This is a genomic window from Anaeromyxobacter sp. (assembly GCA_016718565.1).
Lineage (GTDB): Bacteria > Myxococcota > Myxococcia > Myxococcales > Anaeromyxobacteraceae > JADKCZ01.
Genome location: JADKCZ010000001.1, coordinates 1,414,234 through 1,429,401 on the forward strand (window position 1 = coordinate 1,414,234; position 15,168 = coordinate 1,429,401).

Here is a 15,168-nt window from a genome sequence, read left to right on the forward strand (position 1 = left end):
GCGCGCCGAGGCGCACCGGGTCAGCGGGAGTTGGCGGAGAGGGGCATGGCCACGGGCTCCCGTCGGCCAGGGGTGGCCGTCCGGAGCTCGGGCTGGTCGGCGTGCTAGGCCGGTGGGGACTGCTTGGGCGCGCGCCGGTAGAGGCCGGAGGACGCGATGGCGCGCTCCGGCACGGCCTCATCGCGGCGCTGCGCGTGCTCGGGCCGCTGCGGCAGCGACGGCCCGACCTCGACGACGGCCGCCCGGCGATGGGAGGCCAGGCCGCAGTGATCGAGGCCATGGCCGTGGCCGCCGTGGTCGGAGGCCTCCGCCAGGGCGGGGCCTTCCGCTCTCGGCGCCGTGGCCGAGGCGTGGCCCGGCTCGGCTCCCTCTCCAGGGTGGATGACCTCGCCGTGGTCCGCGCAGACCGCGTGGCGCGCCACGGCGAAGTGGGCGGCGGCGCCGAACTGGGCCGTCAGCAGGGCCAGGACCAGCAGGACCCTGGAGAGCCGAGCGGTGGACAGCGCCTGTGGCCGGCGGATGCGCATTGGATCGGGCCAGCCTAACGCGGGCAGGGCCCGGTCGCACGGCGAACTCCGGAAGCGCCCGCCCGCAGCACGCCAGGGCGGCGCCGCTCGATCGAGGGCCAGCTGGGGGCGTGGATGGGCACGGGCCGGGTGTAGCGCAGGTGCAATGCAGTTGCAAGATGGATCGGCCGCGCCGGGTCGGGCGCGGACCCAGGTGGCTTCAGGGCTCGCAGCCGTCGCAGACGCCCCGGATGCTCACCTCGGCCTCACCGCGCCCAAGCGCCCGGGGGAGCCCCGCCTGGCCGGCCACCTTGAGGGCGCCGTCGGGGAGGCAGATGACCTCGCCGCACGACGTGCAGGTGAAGTGGGGGTGCCGCTGGGCGCCGTGCTGGCCCGCCCCCTTCAGCTCGAAGCGCCAGGTCGTGTCCCCCACCAGGGTCCGCTCGACCAGGCCGGCCTCCGCCAGGTCCTGGAGGTTGCGGTACACCGTCACCCGGTCGAGCCCGCGCCGGCTCAGCTGCTCCGCCAGCTCCCCGTGCGAGACGGGACCGCTGGCCTGGTCCAGCGCGCCCAGCACCTCGACCCGGGGGCCGGTGGCCCGGAGCCCCGCGGCGCGCAGGCGGGTCCGCAGCGCGGCCTCTTCGGATGGCTTCCTCCGCATGCCCGGCACTGTAGACGGCCTGGGCCGAGAACGCACGGCCTTGCTGTTGCCTCCGGGATGCTGTTGCAATCGAATTGCACCACTGCTACATGGCCCCGATGCACATCTCCGAAGGCATCCTCCCGCTCGGCCACGCGGCCGCCTGGGGCGCCGCCGCGGCGCCGTTCCTCGCCCTGGGGGTCCGGGAGGCTCGCCGGCTCCGCGCCGCCGGCCCTTCGCCGCGCCTCGCCCTGCTGGGCATGTCCTTCGCCTTCACCTTCGCCGCGTCGGCCTTCCCGCTCCCCGTGCCGGTGGTGGGGGCGTCGTCGCACCTGTGCGCCACGCCGCTGGTGGCGCTGATCCTCGGGCCGCGGCTGGCCGTGCTGCCGGCGGCCGCGGCCCTCCTGGCGCAGGCGCTGCTGCTCGGCCACGGGGGGCTCACGCCCATCGGCGCCAACCTCCTGACCATGGGGGTCGTCGCGCCCTGGATCGCCGTCTCGGTGGCGCGGGCCGCCACCGCTGCCCGGCTCCCGAGGGGCGCCGTGGTCGGCCTCGCCTGCGCGGCGGGGAGCGCCGCGGTCTACGCCGCCGACGCCGCCATCCTGGCCCTGGCCTTGCCGGGCTCGCAGGGCTTCCTCCACTGGTTCACCCGCATCGGACTTGGCTTCGCGCCCATCCAGGCCCCGCTCCTGGTCGTGGAGGCCCTGCTGGGCGCCGCCATCTGGCGGGCCCTCCTCCGGCGCCGGCCGGAGGCCCTGCCCACCTGGGGCCGGGCGGCCGCCGCCACCGCGGTGGTGCTGGCACTCCTCGGCGGGGGCGTGGCGGCCGCAGAGGACTACCGGGGGGTGGACGACCTCGTGATGGGCGCGGCGGCCGAGGAGGCGGGCCGGCCTGGCACGGGGCCGGTGCTCCCGGTCGCGCAGGGCGACCTGCCGCTCTTCTTCTTCTCGGCCGGCGGGCTGGTGGCCGGGTTCAGCCTGGGGCGCGGGTGGGACCGGCTCGGCAGGCCTGCGCCATGACCCGCGACGAGGTCGGCTCGCTCGCCCGGACCGCTTGCCTCGTGGCCATCCTGATGGCGGCGGCGACAAGCGCGGCGCCGCCGGCCGCGGGGGCCCTCGCGGGCCTCTCGCTGGCCCTGCTCGCGCTCGATCGCCCCTCTCGGCGCGGCGCCTGGATCGCCGGCGTGGGGTCGGCTCAGGCGCTGGTGGGCGGCGCCGTGGCGGCCGGCTTCGGCCTGCAGCCCGGCCAGGCGGGGACGCTGATGCTGCGCTGCCTGGCCGGAGCGGCCTGCTGCGGCTGGTGGAGCGGCGCGGTGGGGTGGCTCCGCCTCGCCCGGGCGCTGCGGGCCTCCGGAGTCCGAGCCTCAGCCCTCGCCTGGGTCGACCACCCGGCGCGGTCGGGGATGGCCCTGGCGGCCGAGCTGCTGGCGCGGCGGGAGCTGGCCGGGGTGCGCGGCGCCGGCGTGAGCGTGGCCACGGCCGGGCGGGTCCTCGCGGCCGGTCTCGACGGGGCCTATGCGAGATCGTTCGGCCGTGCCGAGGCGACGACCTGGCGAGGCGCGCCACCGCCTGGTGGGCTGGAGCGCGGGCCGGCGGCCGCCCCGGCGCTCCGGCTCCTGGGCGCGAGCCGCCGCGCCCCGGACGGCCGCCTGCTCCTCCGGATCCTCCACCTCGCGGTGGCCGCCGGCGAGGTGGTGGCGGTGCTCGGGCCCAGCGGCTCGGGCAAGACGACCCTGCTCCGGCTGGCGGCGGGCCTCGACGCCCCCACGGAGGGTGCGGTGGAGCGGTTCGGCCACGAGGCGACCGCCGGCCGACGCGGGGGCGCGGTGGCGCTGGTGCCGCAGGATCCCGATGACGCCATCCTCGGCTCCACGCCGCGCGAAGACCTGCTCTGGGGGCTGGCGCAGCGCGGCCTCGAGGGGCCGGCGGCCGCCGCCGCGGCCGAGGCGCTGCTCGGCGAGGTGGGCCTGCGCCACGCGGCCGAGACGCCCATCCCCGGCCTCTCCGGGGGGGAGAAGCGTCGGTTGGCCCTGGCTGGCGCGCTGGCGGCCGAGCCGCACCTGCTGCTGTGCGACGAGCCCACCGCGGCGCTCGACCCACGGAGCGCGGCGGGCGTGACCTGGCTGATCGGGCGGGCCGCCGCGGCCCGGGGGATGGCCGTCCTCTGGGTGACGCACGAGCCGGCCCACCTGCCAGCCGCCTGCCGCCGCGTGCTGCTGCTCCGCGACGGCCATGTCGCCTTCGACGGCCCGCCGGCCGAGGCGCTCTCACCCGGACGGCTCGCCGCCGCCGGTCTCACCGCCACGCACGAGGTGTCCACATGACCCAACCAGTTCGAGTCCCCGTCACCATCCTCACCGGCTACCTGGGGTCCGGGAAGACCACGCTCCTCAACCGCATCCTCACCGAGCAGCACGGCCGCCGCATCGCCGTGATCGAGAACGAGTTCGGCGAGGTGGGCATCGACAACGACCTGGTGGTCGGGGCCGAGGAGGAGATCTTCGAGATGAACAACGGCTGCATCTGCTGCACGGTGCGGGGCGACCTCATCCGCATCCTCGGCACGCTCCTGCGCCGCCGCGACCGGTTCGACCACATCCTGGTCGAGACCACCGGCCTCGCGGACCCGGCGCCGGTGCTGCAGACCTTCTTCGTGGACGACGAGGTGAAGGCCCAGACCGAGCTGAACGCCCTGGTGACGGTGGTGGACGCCCACCACGTGGCCCTCCACCTGGACGACGCCGAGGAGTGCCGGGAGCAGATCGCCTTCGCCGACGTGCTGCTCCTCAACAAGGCCGATCTGGTCGGCGAGCCCGAGCTGGCGGCGCTGGAGGGGCGGATCCGGGCGCTCAACCGCTTCGCGGCCATCCGGCGGACCGTCCGCTGCGACGTGGGGGTGCCGGAGCTGCTCGGCCTGCGGGCCTTCGATCTCCAGCGGGCCCTCTCGGTCGAGCCGGGGCTGCTCGGCGAGAACCCCCACGAGCATGACGCCACCATCGGCTCCGTCGGCCTGGAGATCGCGGGGGAGCTCGACCGGAAGAAGTTCGAGGGTTGGCTGCGGAAGCTGCTGGGCGAGCGCGGGAACGACCTGTTCCGCTCCAAGGGGATCGTGGCGCTGGCGGGCCAGGCGCGCCAGTTCGTCTTCCAGGGGGTCCACATGCTGCTCGACTCAGAGGAGGGGCGGCCCTGGGGCGACGGACCGCGCGCCAGCAAGATGGTCTTCATCGGCCGCAACCTCGACCGCGCCGACCTCGAGGCCGGGCTGCGCGCCTGCCTGGCCCGGAGCCGCGCGTGAGGCGGCGGGAGCCCGAGCCCTCGCCCGTCCGCCTCGAGGCCCGCTGGTCCACCCCGGCGCCGGACCGGCTGGGGGCCCTCCGGTTCTCGCCCGACGGCGCCCTGGTGGCCGCGGCGACGTTGGCCGGGCCGGTGCTGCTCCTGGACGCGCCGACCGGGGAGGTGCGTCGCCGCCTCGACGGCCATGCCGGCGGGGCCCTCGACGCGGCCTTCTCACCCGATGGCCGGCGCCTGGCCACCTGCGGGCAGGATGGGGCGGTCCGCGTGTCGGAGGTGCCCTCCGGGGCGACCCAGGCGCTCGGCCGGGCCGAGCGCGGCTGGGCCGAGCGGGTCGCCTTCTCGGTCGACGGCCGTCTCCTGGCCTCCGCCTGTGGGCGCCGGGTGCGCGTCCACGACGGGGACCGCCGGGAGGTGCTGGCCTGCGACGAGTTCGAGAGCACCGTGACCGACCTCTGCTGGGCCCCGGACGGCACCCTCTACGCGGGCTGCTACGGCGGCGTGCGCGCGCTCCGGCCCGCGAGCGCGGCGCCGCCCCGCCACCTCCAGTGGAAGGGCTCGGTCCTCGCGCTCGCCTTGAGCCCCGACCAGCGGTGGCTGGTGAGCGCCGGCCAGGACGCCTCGCTCCACGTCTGGCCGCTCCCGTTCGGCGAGGAGAAGGAGATGACCGGCTTCCCGGTCAAGATCAGGCGCCTGGCGTTCGCGCCCGGGGCCCTGCTCCTGGCCAACGACGCCGGCGCCGACGTGACGCTCTGGGACTTCACCGGGAAGGGCCCGGGCGGGCGTCGGCCCATCGTCCTCGAGGGCCACGCCGACCAGGTGGAGGACCTGTGCTGGACCCGGCACGAGCCCGACGCACCGGTGCTGCTGACGGCGGCGAAGGACGGGACGGTCAAGGCGTGGGGCGCCCGTGTCGGCAGCTGGACGGCGCCGGGAGCCGCACCGGAGCGGCTGGCCTGCTCCCCGGCGGCGGGGCAGGTGGTGGTCGCCGATGCGGACGGGACCGTTCACCTCCTGGCGCTGGTGCCGGCGTGAGTGGTCCGACCGAACGTCCCGGAGCGCCGGCCTCCGCCCTGCGCGAGGACGCCGGCCCGGTCCAGCGCGAGGCGCACATGCACGGGGCGGACTGCGGCTGTGGAGAGCGGCACGCCGCGGACGGGGAGGTCCAGCGCTTGCCCGGCCGAAGGGCCCTCCGGGGAGCGGGCTCACCCCCGGCCCAAAACGCACCTTGAAACGCACCTTGCCGCCACAAAGACAAAGGCCCGTCACCAAGATTTCTCTGTGGTGACGGGCCTTTGAAGTGTCGGGGCGACACGATTTGAACGTGCGACCACTTGCACCCCAAGTCCGCCAGGACGATCAGTCAAGCGATGCAGGGGCTCGCAAGGATTCGCAATCAGGGCTGGTTCCGGAGGAAGCATCTTCCAGGCCTTCGCCGGGTTCAGGCGAGTTTCGCCGATCGTTTAATGCACCGGTAATGCAGGGTGGGGGCGACGTGGCCGGGGGTCCGCTGTTGACGGTGAAGGAGACTGCGGAGCGGCTCAAGGTGTCCACGGCCACGGTCTATGCCCTCTGCGAGTCAGGAAGGCTCGCCTTCGCTCGGATCTCGACGCACGCCATCCGGATCGCGGAGACGGACCTGGCTGCCTACCTGGGCGGCTGCGCCTCCAGAACACGCCTACGAAGCGTGCCGGACCCAGTCGATGATGGCCGCGCGCAGCGCCGAGTGCAGGGTGAGCCCCTGGGCCTTGGCCCGCTTCTCGAGCAGTTCCCAGACCGGGGCAGGGAACCTGATTGACCTTGGCTCGGTCGGGCCGGTCTCGGTGCCCTTCTTCGGCCGGCCCCGGCGGACGTGGACGATGCCCTCCGCGGCCACGCGGGCGGCGTAGGGGTTGCGCCGGACCTTGGCCGAGGCGAAGTCGACCTCTGGGATCTCGCGGAGGGACGCCTTCGACGGCTCCCTGGGGTTACCGACCTTCTTCATAGCGTCTTCTCTCATGGGACGTGGCGCGGCGTGCGCTGATGAGCCGGATGGTGTCGTCGTCCAACTCGACGTGGACCACCAGGAGCACCCGCACCCGCTCGGACAGCCCGAGCAGCAGGGTGCGCTCCTCGTGGACCTCGTCCTGGATGGCCAGCGCCAACGGGTCCGCGAAGACAGTCGCGGCCTCCTCGAAGGTCACCCCGTGCTTCTTCGCGTTGGAGGCGGCCTTGCGCGGATCCCAGGCAAAATTCACTAAATTAGTGTAATACTCCTATTGGGAGACGCAAGGGCGTATTCCCATAAGGGGCACTCCGATACTGAATCCCCCGCGGGCCCGCCGGTAGGCTGATCCCCATCGTGGAGGCGATCACGGGCGATCGCGGGCCCCCGATCGCAAGGACCGCGCGCCATATTCAGGAGCCCAATCCGGCTCGGAATCCCGACGGGCCGGACTTCACGCACGGACCTGGACCGGCTCGACCAGCTCGGCTGCGGGTAAGCGCTTCCTCGAAGATTGCTCTCGGCCAGGCCTCGGACGCTGGTGGAAGCGGCCCGCACCGGCTCAGGGGAGATAGAGCTCGGCTGCGACGAGCGTCCCCATGGCAGGGTCGTACCCGCCCGCGATGAGGACGTCGCCGTCCGGCAGGAGCGTCGCCGAGTGGCCGCTCCGCGGGGCGGCCGCGCTTCCGGTGGCGGTGAAGGAGCCGGCCGCCTGGTCGTAGACCTCCCTGAGGTCGCTCGCCTCCCCGGCCCCGCCGACGAAGAGCACTTTGCCGTTGGGCAGCAGGGTTGCCGTATGCATGCTCCGGGCCGCCCGGAGGTCGCCGGTCGCCGCGAAGGTCCCCGCGCCCGGGTCGTAGAGCTCGGCGCTGCGAAGAGCGCTGCAGGGGCCGGGGAAGCACTCCTCGTGGCCGCCGGCGATGAGCACCTGGCCGCCCGGGAGAAGCGTGGCGGTGTGGCCGCCCCGGGGGGTCGCCAGGCTCCCGGTCTGGGTGAAGGTGTCGGCGACCGGATCGTAGAGCTCCGCTTCCGGCAAGGAGACACCACCGGCGATGAGCACCTGGCCGCTGGGCAGGAGCGTCGCCGTGTGGCCGGCCCGCGGAACGGCGGGCTTGCCGACCGTCGCCGTGAATCTCCCTGTGGCTGGATCGTACCGCTCGGCGCTCGCCGCGTACAGCCCGTCCCCGCCCCCGTCCACGAGCAGCACCTGGCCATCGGGCAGGAGCGTCGCCGTGTGGCTGCCCCGGCCGATGATCAGATCCCCCGTCGGCGCGAATGCACCGCTGGCCGGGTCGTAGAGCTCCGCGCTCGTGAGGTAGGGCGGCGCGTTTCTCCCGCCCGCGAAAAGAACCTTCCCTCCCGCCAGCAGCGTAGCCGTGTGCGTGTATCGGACCGTAGCCAGGGACCCGGTGGCGGTAAACGCCCCGCTGACGAGGTCGGCCGGCTGGTACCGCTCCGCGCTCCCCAGGTAGATCAGGTCGGCGCTCCACCCGCCCGCCACGAGCACCTCCCCGCCGGGCAGCAGCGTCGCCGTGTGATAGCCACGCGCCCCCGCCAGGCTCCCGGTGGGGGTGAATGCCGGCCGGGCCAGCACCGTGAGGGTCAAGGTGGCGCTCGTGTTTCCCCCGGCATTGGCGGCGGTCACGCTGTGGAGGTAGATCGCACCGCTCCGCGTCGGCGTCCCCGTGATGACGCCGGTCGAAGGGTCAAGGGTGAGGCCGCCAGGGAGCGGCGGTGCCACTGACCAGGAGGTCACCGCGCCCCCGCTCACCGAGGGGACGTTGGGGGCGATGGCCGTCCCGACGACGTAGAGGGCTGGGTTGGCCGGGTAGCTGAGCCCACTCGGGGGCGTTGTGCCGGGGTCGCAGCCAGAGAGGGCGAGCAGCGCGAGGAGCGCAAGCAAAGCGGCGCGAGGAGTGGACATGGACGCATCATACCCCGAGTCCTGGCCGAACTTGAACCAGCAGCTAGCGCCGCTTGAATTGGTCTCCCGAAGCACGATGGCGGGCCCCGATGAGCGGGGGCGCCAGACTTGGCTCATGCGTCGGAGCGGCGATGGCATCAGGGGTCCAACTCGTAACCCTGCGATCGCACCGGCCCCGCCCCGCCGCCCTCAAGGTCGTCAGGTCGGCGTGAAGCGGGTGACAGAAGCCCGATCCCACACTCCCAACCAGCATGGATTGTGGGATCGGGTTTCTGTCACCAAGGAATGTTCAAGGAGGCAGAAGGCGGCGGGGCGGGGCTGGTCAGGGACAGACAAGATCTTGTTCACTGGAAGTCATAGTCATAGATGTCAAAGAGAGATGCAGGGGAGTCGGGTGGCGGGGCGAGAGGCTGCAAAGTACGGAGCGGGCATGCGGTCGGAGAAGGCTGGCTAGAGGTCGGCGGTCTCGGTCGGCGGACGGTCTGGGCAGCGAGGCCGGGACGGGCGGGCCAGAGTCGTTGGCCGGGAGCGCTTGGAGCGGCGCGTCAGGGCTGGCGAGGTTGCCGAGGGGGTGGTCGGTCAGGGCGGGGGCGACGGCGGCGGAGCGGTTGGGCAGGGTACCCATCGGGACCGGCAGGCAACCTTGAAACGCCGCACAGCGAACGTAAGACATAGGGAAGCCCTATGCCTACCAAGTCCAAGGCCCCCGCCACCGACCCGTTCTCGACCACCGAGAAGCTCATGCAGACCTTCCGCATGCCGCGGGAGCTCGTCATCTTTCTGAAGGACGAGGCGGCCGCGCGGGGCTCGGACCTGACCGGGCACGTCATCCGTCACCTCGACGGCGTGCGTACCTGGTTCGGCCTGCCGGCCGCGGCGACGGCGCTCCTGGAGGCCGACCGGAAGGCGCTCGGCCTCGGCCGGTACGAGTACCTGCTGCACCTGCTCTTCCAGCGCAGCCTGGAGCTCCGTGACAAGGAGCCGGGCTTCGACGCGCCCAGCCCGAGGGAGCCGCGCCGCCGGTAGCGGCGCGAGTCGGTCGCATGCCGAGCCCTGCAGGCTACGTCCGGACGCTTCGGGACAGCCGGCTCCTCGCCTACGTCGGCGTCGCCCGCTACGCCTCGGCCGACCAGCTGCACCGGCTCCACTTCGACGGCGCGAGCAAGAAACAGACGTACCGCCGGCTCGCCAAGCTCTGCGAGCCGGGCGGAAAGCCGGGGGAGGGGCCCTGCCTGCGCCGGCTCGCCTACCGGCGCCGCGACGGGCTGGAGGTGCCGGTCTGGGCGCTCGCGCCGTACGGCCGGTCCATCGCGTCGAACCAGGTGCCCTGGCTGCGACCGCCGGCCGCCGCCGACATCGGCGCCCGCTTCCTGGAGCACACGCTGGTCCTCAACGACGTCCTGGCGGGCCTCGTTGCCTCGCTGCGGTCCAGCCACTCGGCGCCGCTCTTCGACCTGCCCTTCAGATGGCTCAGCGAGGACGACGACTCGCTCGGCTTCCGTCTGCTGCACCGCACGGGCGTGTGGCTTCATTCAGTCCTGAAGCCGGACGCCATCATGACCATCCCGGCCCGCCGCCGGCGGCTCTTCATCGAGGCCGAGACCGGCAGCCAGTCGATCGCCACGGCCCATCCGGACAAGACGGGCGCGGTCATCTCCAAGCTGGACCGCTACCGGGTCTACTTCACCATGCCAGCCGACGACGGCTTCGGGACCTGGTACCGCTCGGCCTTCCCGGACGACCTGGAGCCGAGGCTCACCTTCCTGGTCCACTCGGACGAGCGACGGCGCAAGGTGCAGCGGGCGATCACCGAACGGCTCGGCACGCTGCCGCCGAGCCAGTTCCGCGTGATCATCTTGACTTTCGCGGAGGCGCCGCAGGTGCTCGCGCGCTACGTCCGCGAGGGCGTGGCCGAGCCGGCCAGGCCACGCCGCGAGCGGGTCGTGAAGGTCGAAGAGGCCCTGCTCGACCAGGTTCGTGCCGGCTACAACGCGCTGGCCGATTCGCTCAACGCCCACCACCAGGTCATCAACGACCACAACCAGCGCGGCGGTCCGCAGCTGCCGCTTCCGGTCGTCCCGAGCGCCGCCATTCGGGCGCTTCGGACCTTCGTGAAGCTGGTCCAGGACGCGGGGTTCGCCCCGGAGGAGGCGCCGGCGAAGGCCCTTGCCACGCCGGGCCCGAGACCTCCCGCGCCCCCGTGGGGGAATCGGTGAGCACGATGGAGCAGCCGAAGGAGCGAGTCATGGCCGAGACGCGGGGTGACCAGGTGACGTTTGAGTGGGCCGGGCAGGGCGGCGCCGATAGCGCGCCCCGAGCGGAGGCAGCGACGGCCGCCGAGCCAGGTAGCGGCCAGGCGCGCCCGAGCGTTGCGAAGGCCCCCGGCGCGCCCGCCAGGCAAGCTCCAGGACGCGCCAGGCCCAGGATGGACAGGACGTCGGCCGTGCAGCGGAGCGATGCGGCAGGCCCCACCGCCCTCCCTCCAGACGACGAGCTCTGGGACGTCCACGCGGTCGCGCGTTTCCTGAAGCGAAGCGTGAGCTGGGTCTACCATCGGGCCGAGGACGGCTCGCTCCCGGTCAAGCGGCTCGCAGGCTGGGGCCTCAGGTTTATACCCGGTGAACTTCGCGCCTGGGTCGGGTCGGGCGGCGCGCGTCGGTCGGGTCGCTAGACTTCCATCGGGGAGGGGTTGCGAGGCTGAGCATGCCGTCGGTCACGAAGCGAGGGTCGAAGTGGTACGCGATGTGGCGCGGCGCCGACGGCCGTCTCGTCCAGAAGGTCACGGCGGCACGCGCCAAGGCCGAGGCGATGGCCTTCGCCCAGGACAAGGAGCGTCAGGCCTGGCGTCAGCGGGAAGGCCTGGAGGCCGATCCGGGCGAGGCGATGACGTTCGGCGAGCTGATGGACTGGTGGTGGGACCGCTACGGCTCGCAGCGCCGCGGCTACTCGAACGACAAGTTCCTCCCCTTCCTTGAGAAGCACCTCGGCGAGCTGCGCGACCAGGAGCTCAAACCCGGGACCGCCGGCCTCTTCGCCGACCGGCTCGACCAGTTGCTCACGCGGAAGGAGCAGGACCTCTCGCCCCAGAGCCTCAACCACCTGCGGAGCGCCGCCTTCAACATGTTCGAGCGGGCGCGCGACCCAAAGCACCGCACCTGGACCACCGAGAACCCGGTCCGCTGGGTGAAGCGGCGAAGGATTCCCAAGCCCAGCCAGTCGGCGCGATGCGTGCTCAGGCGCGGCGAAGTCCTGCCAACGCTGGCGAGCTTCCCCTCACCGACGCGCGACACGCCCTGGCGCTGGCTCGCCGCGACGTGCGTCTACGCCGGCCTGCGGCCCGGCGAGGCCTTCGGGCTTCGCAAGGAAGACGTGGACACCAGGACCTGGACGCTCGCCGTGCGCCACTCCTGGCTGGCGCCGCTCCCCAAGGACGGCGACGCCCGCGACGTGACCATCGTGAGCGAGCTGCGGCCGCTCCTCGAGGCGGCCATGCAGGCCTCGCCGTCCGAGTGGGTCTTCGTCCAGGCCGACGGCAAGCCCTATGCCCCCGACGTCCGATTCCACCTGGTGGACCACCTGCGCCGGGCACTTGGGCGGGCCGGCGTGGTCGAGGGCTACCGGCACACTTGCCGGCGGAAGGGCTGCGGGTTCGAGGAGCTTCGGCCGGCGGCCGACGAGGCGCGCTGCCCCAAGTGCAACATGCGACTCTGGGTGTCGCCCATCCCTCGGAAGCTCCGGTTCTACGATCTGCGCCACACCCACGCGACGCTGCTCCGGAAGGCCGGCGTGGACCTGGGCGCCGTGCAGCGCAACCTCGGCCACTCCTCGCCCGAGATCACGGCCGCCGTGTACGACCACAGCGACTTGGAGGACTTCCGGGCGGACGTGGACCGGGCGCTCACCTTCGGCGAGCCGGCGCGAGTTAATGCACCGGCAATGCAAGGCGGCGAATCGGCGAAAAGTGAAGGCCCCGAGGCTTTCGCTTTCGCGAAGAACCTCGGGGCCTTCGAACTGTCGGGGCGACTGGATTTGAACCAGCGACCACTTGCACCCCAAGCAAGTGCGCTACCAGGCTGCGCTACGCCCCGGGTTGCTGCAGGGAAGCGAGGTGGTAGCACCGCGGATTCCCTGGGTCAACCGGTTCCCGAGCGCCCCGCGAAACGGCCACCCGGGGCCGCGCCGCGCGCGAGGCCAGGCGGGCGGACGGCCGCGCTACCTGGGCGCGTCCACCACCGGCGGCACGTAGTCGGCGGCGGTGAGCGCGATCTCGATGCGGCGGTTCAGGCTGCGGTTGGCGGCCGAGTCGTTGGCCGCCACCGGGCGGTACTGCGAGAAGCCGCCGGCGCCCAGCATCTCGGGGGGCACGCCCTTGGCCTGGAGGTAGCGCACCACCGAGGCGGCGCGGGCCGTCGAGAGGTCCCAGTTGTCGGCGAAGGCGCCGGCCTTGGACACCGGCACGTCGTCGGTGAACCCGGCCACCAGCACGTTCTTGCCCTCGAGCGACTTGAAGGCCTCGGCCACGGCGTCCAGCGCCACCCGCCCGTCCTTGCCGAGCCTGGCCGAGCCGGAGGCGAAGAGGATCTTGTCCTTCAGCTTCACGGTCATCTTGCCGCGCAGCTCGGAGATCTCCACCTGCCCGGCCTGGATCTGGCTCTGCAGCGACCCGGCCAGCTGGGCGTACTGGGCGCTCTTGGCCTCCAGGGTGGTGGCCCGCGCCTCCGCCGCCGCCGCCTTGGCCTGCGCCGCGGCGGCCCGCGCCTCGGCGGTGGCCGCGGTCTGCTCCAGCATGGCCTTGTCGCCGCCGAGCCGGGTGATCTCGGCCCGCGCCAGCTCCAGCCTGGACTCCAGGTCCACGTTGAGCGCGTTGAGCTCGTCCACCTTCCTGGTGAGCGACAGCGCCCGATCGGTCTCGCCGTCGAAGGCCTTGCGGTACTTGCTGGCCTCCGCCTCCTTGGCGGCGAACTGCTCCTTGGAGATGCCGCACCCGGCCAGCGAGGCGGCGAAGAGGACTGCGAGGACGGCGTTCACGGCGAAGCGCATCTGGTACCTCCGGTGAAGGGGCGCCCGCGGCACCCGGAAAGGTCGTGCGGCTCGGTGAGGCACCGATCCTACACCGCGTAGCCCGCCGCGCCGCTCGAGGCGGCCGCCTCGGGGTCCAGCGCCACGTCCACGCAGTAGACGGTGCCGCTGGCGAAGGCGCGCTCCAGCGCCGGCACCAGGTCGTCCGGGTGGTCGACGTGCTCGCCGTCGCCGCCCAGCGCCCGCACCACCAGGTCGTAGCGGGTGGGCGCCAGCGCGGTGGCCACCGCCTTGTCGTCGCCGTACATGGCCCGCTGCGGCACGCGGATCTGCCCCCAGGCGGCGTCGTTCCCCACCACCACCACCAGAGGCAGCCCGAAGCGCACCGCGGTCTCGTAGTCCATGCCGTTCAGGCCGAAGGACCCGTCGCCCTGCACCACGCAGACGTGCCGCTCGGGCGCGAGCAGCTTGGCGGCGATGGCGAACGGCGCCCCCACCCCCAGGCAGCCGAGCGGGCCGGGATCGAGCCAGCGGCCGGGGCCGCCCACGGTGAGCACCTTGGCCGCCACCGCCACCACGTTGCCGCCGTCGCCCACGAAGGTCACGTCGCCGGCCCGCCGCGCCACCTGGTCCAGCGCGGCCGCCAGCCGGAAGTGGTGCAGGGGAGCCTGGTCGCTCTCCTCGTAGACCCGCTGCGCCTCGCGCCGCCGCCGCTCGGCGGCCCTGAGCGTGGCCAGCCAGGCGGGCGGGCCCCAGGCCCCGGCGCCGGCCAGCAGCTGCCCCAGCACCGAGGCCGAGTCGCCCACGATGCCCACCGCGATGGGCCGGTTGCGCCCGATCTCCCCGCCGTCCACGTCCACCTGCACCACCTGCGCGCCGGCCGCGAAGGTGGGCTCGGCGCCGTAGCCCACCCGGAAGTCGAGCGGGGTGCCGACCACCAGCACCACGTCGGCCTGGCCCAGCGCCTCCTTGCGCGAGAGCTGCAGGAACGACGGGTGGTCGGCCGGCAGGCAGCCGCGCGCCATGCCGTTCAGGTAGACCGGCGCCCCGGTGACGTCGGCCAGCGCCCGCAGGGTCTCCCAGGCGCCGTCCCACCAGACCGACGAGCCGGCCAGCACCACCGGCCGCTCGGCCCGGCCGAGCAGCGCCAGCGCGGCCGCCACCTGCGCCGGGTCGCCCGGGCTGCGCGCCGCGGTGCGGTAGCCGAGCTGGGCGTCGAGCAGCGCCGAGTCGGCGCCGTTGGAGAGCACGTCCCAGGGCAGCTCGAGGAACACCGGCCCGGGCCGCCCGGCCCGCGCCACCCGGAAGGCCCTGGCCAGGAAGGACGGCACCAGCTCGGCCGAGGGCACCCGGTCGGCCCACTTGGTGATGGGCGTGAAGAGCGGCACCTGCGCCATCTCCTGCAGCGCCCCGCGCCCCTGGTTGAAGGTGGGCGCGGCGCCGCCCAGCAGCACCAGCGGCACCGCCGCCGACATGGCGTTGGCCACCCCGGTGACGGCGTCGGTCACCCCGGGGCCGGCGGTCACCACCGCCACCCCGACCCCGCGGGTCAGCCTGGCCCAGGCGTCGGCGGCGTGGGCGGCCGCCTGCTCGTGGCGGGTGTCCACCAGCCGGATCCCCTCCTCGACGCAGCCGGCGTAGATGGGCGCCACGTGCAGGCCGGAGAGCGTGAAGACCGTGCCGACCCCCTCCCGCTTGAGCATCCGCGCCACGAGCTGGCCGCCGGTGAGCACCTCGGACATGTGGACCTCCGGCCCGGCACTCTACCGCCCTCCGGGCGTGAAGAAGCCCCGCGCGCCGGTGGG

14 protein-coding genes, 1 tRNA gene and 2 pseudogenes are annotated in these 15,168 nt (G+C 73.5%); 9 read left to right on the forward strand and 8 right to left on the reverse strand.

Annotated elements, in window-relative coordinates:
- Window positions 1–104: 104 nt before the first annotated feature.
- Together IPO09_06055 and IPO09_06060 are read right to left on the reverse strand one after the other, a co-directional pair.
- Window positions 105–527: a hypothetical protein gene (locus tag IPO09_06055; protein ID MBK9516914.1), complete on the reverse strand. Its 423-nt coding sequence runs from the start codon at window positions 525–527 to the stop codon at window positions 105–107.
- A gap of 199 nt (window positions 528–726) precedes the next feature.
- Window positions 727–1,167: a transcriptional repressor gene (locus tag IPO09_06060; GenBank protein MBK9516915.1), complete on the reverse strand. Its 441-nt coding sequence runs from the start codon at window positions 1,165–1,167 to the stop codon at window positions 727–729.
- 98 nt (window positions 1,168–1,265) lie between these two features.
- Between IPO09_06060 and IPO09_06065 the strand changes: the two genes are divergently transcribed.
- The 5 genes from IPO09_06065 (at window position 1,266) to IPO09_06085 (ending at window position 6,234) form a co-directional block, all read left to right on the forward strand.
- The gene (locus tag IPO09_06065) at window positions 1,266–2,165 is read left to right on the forward strand and encodes an energy-coupling factor ABC transporter permease (protein ID MBK9516916.1); all 900 of its coding nucleotides are present in this window, start codon (window positions 1,266–1,268) and stop codon (window positions 2,163–2,165) included.
- Window positions 2,162–3,469 carry an energy-coupling factor ABC transporter ATP-binding protein gene (locus IPO09_06070; protein MBK9516917.1) on the forward strand — a complete coding sequence of 436 codons (1,308 nt, stop codon included), beginning with the start codon at window positions 2,162–2,164 and terminating at the stop codon, window positions 3,467–3,469. Before IPO09_06065 ends, IPO09_06070 begins: the two co-directional genes overlap by 4 nt.
- Window positions 3,466–4,440: a GTP-binding protein gene (locus IPO09_06075; GenBank protein MBK9516918.1), complete on the forward strand. Its 975-nt coding sequence runs from the start codon at window positions 3,466–3,468 to the stop codon at window positions 4,438–4,440. The genes IPO09_06070 and IPO09_06075 overlap by 4 nt, the downstream gene beginning before the upstream one ends.
- On the forward strand, window positions 4,437–5,471 hold the full coding sequence (locus IPO09_06080) for a WD40 repeat domain-containing protein (GenBank protein MBK9516919.1): 1,035 nt from the start codon (window positions 4,437–4,439) through the stop codon (window positions 5,469–5,471). The genes IPO09_06075 and IPO09_06080 overlap by 4 nt, the downstream gene beginning before the upstream one ends.
- 478 nt (window positions 5,472–5,949) lie before the next feature.
- Entirely contained in the window at window positions 5,950–6,234 is a 285-nt protein-coding gene (locus tag IPO09_06085; protein MBK9516920.1) for a helix-turn-helix domain-containing protein, read from the forward strand.
- Here IPO09_06085 and IPO09_06090 read toward each other — a convergent pair.
- From IPO09_06090 to IPO09_06100, 3 genes are all read right to left on the reverse strand, one after another.
- Window positions 6,115–6,420, reverse strand: coding sequence for a hypothetical protein (locus IPO09_06090; GenBank protein ID MBK9516921.1), 306 nt, complete (start codon window positions 6,418–6,420; stop codon window positions 6,115–6,117). The two genes, IPO09_06085 and IPO09_06090, sit on opposite strands and share 120 nt — an antisense overlap.
- Complete coding sequence (locus tag IPO09_06095) at window positions 6,404–6,673, reverse strand: BrnT family toxin (protein ID MBK9516922.1); 270 nt, start codon at window positions 6,671–6,673, stop codon at window positions 6,404–6,406. Before IPO09_06095 ends, IPO09_06090 begins: the two co-directional genes overlap by 17 nt.
- A 309-nt stretch (window positions 6,674–6,982) precedes the next feature.
- Window positions 6,983–8,344: a putative Ig domain-containing protein gene (locus tag IPO09_06100; GenBank protein ID MBK9516923.1), complete on the reverse strand. Its 1,362-nt coding sequence runs from the start codon at window positions 8,342–8,344 to the stop codon at window positions 6,983–6,985.
- 684 nt (window positions 8,345–9,028) lie between these two features.
- On the opposite strand from IPO09_06100, the gene IPO09_06105 reads away from it, so the two are divergent.
- The 4 genes and pseudogenes from IPO09_06105 (at window position 9,029) to IPO09_06120 (ending at window position 12,208) form a co-directional block, all read left to right on the forward strand.
- Window positions 9,029–9,370, forward strand: a complete 342-nt coding sequence (locus IPO09_06105) for a hypothetical protein (protein ID MBK9516924.1) — start codon at window positions 9,029–9,031, stop codon at window positions 9,368–9,370.
- A gap of 17 nt (window positions 9,371–9,387) precedes the next feature.
- The gene (locus tag IPO09_06110; protein MBK9516925.1) at window positions 9,388–10,560 is read left to right on the forward strand and encodes a replication-relaxation family protein; all 1,173 of its coding nucleotides are present in this window, start codon (window positions 9,388–9,390) and stop codon (window positions 10,558–10,560) included.
- 592 nt (window positions 10,561–11,152) lie between these two features.
- Window positions 11,153–11,974 (forward strand): annotated as a pseudogene (locus IPO09_06115) (tyrosine-type recombinase/integrase).
- 69 nt (window positions 11,975–12,043) lie between these two features.
- A pseudogene (locus IPO09_06120) lies at window positions 12,044–12,208 on the forward strand (tyrosine-type recombinase/integrase).
- Window positions 12,209–12,358: 150 nt separating this feature from the next.
- Here IPO09_06120 and IPO09_06125 read toward each other — a convergent pair.
- From IPO09_06125 to IPO09_06135, 3 genes are all read right to left on the reverse strand, one after another.
- Window positions 12,359–12,432: transfer RNA gene (locus tag IPO09_06125), tRNA-Pro, on the reverse strand.
- Between the two features lie 124 nt (window positions 12,433–12,556).
- A complete protein-coding gene (locus IPO09_06130) occupies window positions 12,557–13,384 on the reverse strand; it encodes an OmpA family protein (protein ID MBK9516926.1) in 828 nt (275 codons plus the stop codon).
- Between the two features lie 68 nt (window positions 13,385–13,452).
- A complete protein-coding gene (locus tag IPO09_06135; GenBank protein ID MBK9516927.1) occupies window positions 13,453–15,105 on the reverse strand; it encodes a hypothetical protein in 1,653 nt (550 codons plus the stop codon).
- Window positions 15,106–15,168: the final 63 nt, after the last annotated feature.

Bases quoted from the DNA above. Each gene is read 5' to 3' on its own strand.
- IPO09_06055 (MBK9516914.1), bottom strand. From the start codon at position 527: ATGCGCATCCGCCGGCCACAGGCGCTGTCCACCGCTCGGCTCTCCAGG.
- IPO09_06060 (MBK9516915.1), bottom strand. From the start codon at position 1,167: ATGCGGAGGAAGCCATCCGAAGAGGCCGCGCTGCGGACCCGCCTGCGC.
- IPO09_06065 (MBK9516916.1), top strand. From the start codon at position 1,266: ATGCACATCTCCGAAGGCATCCTCCCGCTCGGCCACGCGGCCGCCTGG.
- IPO09_06070 (MBK9516917.1), top strand. From the start codon at position 2,162: ATGACCCGCGACGAGGTCGGCTCGCTCGCCCGGACCGCTTGCCTCGTG.
- IPO09_06075 (MBK9516918.1), top strand. From the start codon at position 3,466: ATGACCCAACCAGTTCGAGTCCCCGTCACCATCCTCACCGGCTACCTG.
- IPO09_06090 (MBK9516921.1), bottom strand. From the start codon at position 6,420: ATGAAGAAGGTCGGTAACCCCAGGGAGCCGTCGAAGGCGTCCCTCCGC.
- IPO09_06100 (MBK9516923.1), bottom strand. From the start codon at position 8,344: ATGTCCACTCCTCGCGCCGCTTTGCTTGCGCTCCTCGCGCTGCTCGCC.
- IPO09_06105 (MBK9516924.1), top strand. From the start codon at position 9,029: ATGCCTACCAAGTCCAAGGCCCCCGCCACCGACCCGTTCTCGACCACC.
- IPO09_06110 (MBK9516925.1), top strand. From the start codon at position 9,388: ATGCCGAGCCCTGCAGGCTACGTCCGGACGCTTCGGGACAGCCGGCTC.
- IPO09_06130 (MBK9516926.1), bottom strand. From the start codon at position 13,384: ATGCGCTTCGCCGTGAACGCCGTCCTCGCAGTCCTCTTCGCCGCCTCG.
- IPO09_06135 (MBK9516927.1), bottom strand. From the start codon at position 15,105: ATGTCCGAGGTGCTCACCGGCGGCCAGCTCGTGGCGCGGATGCTCAAG.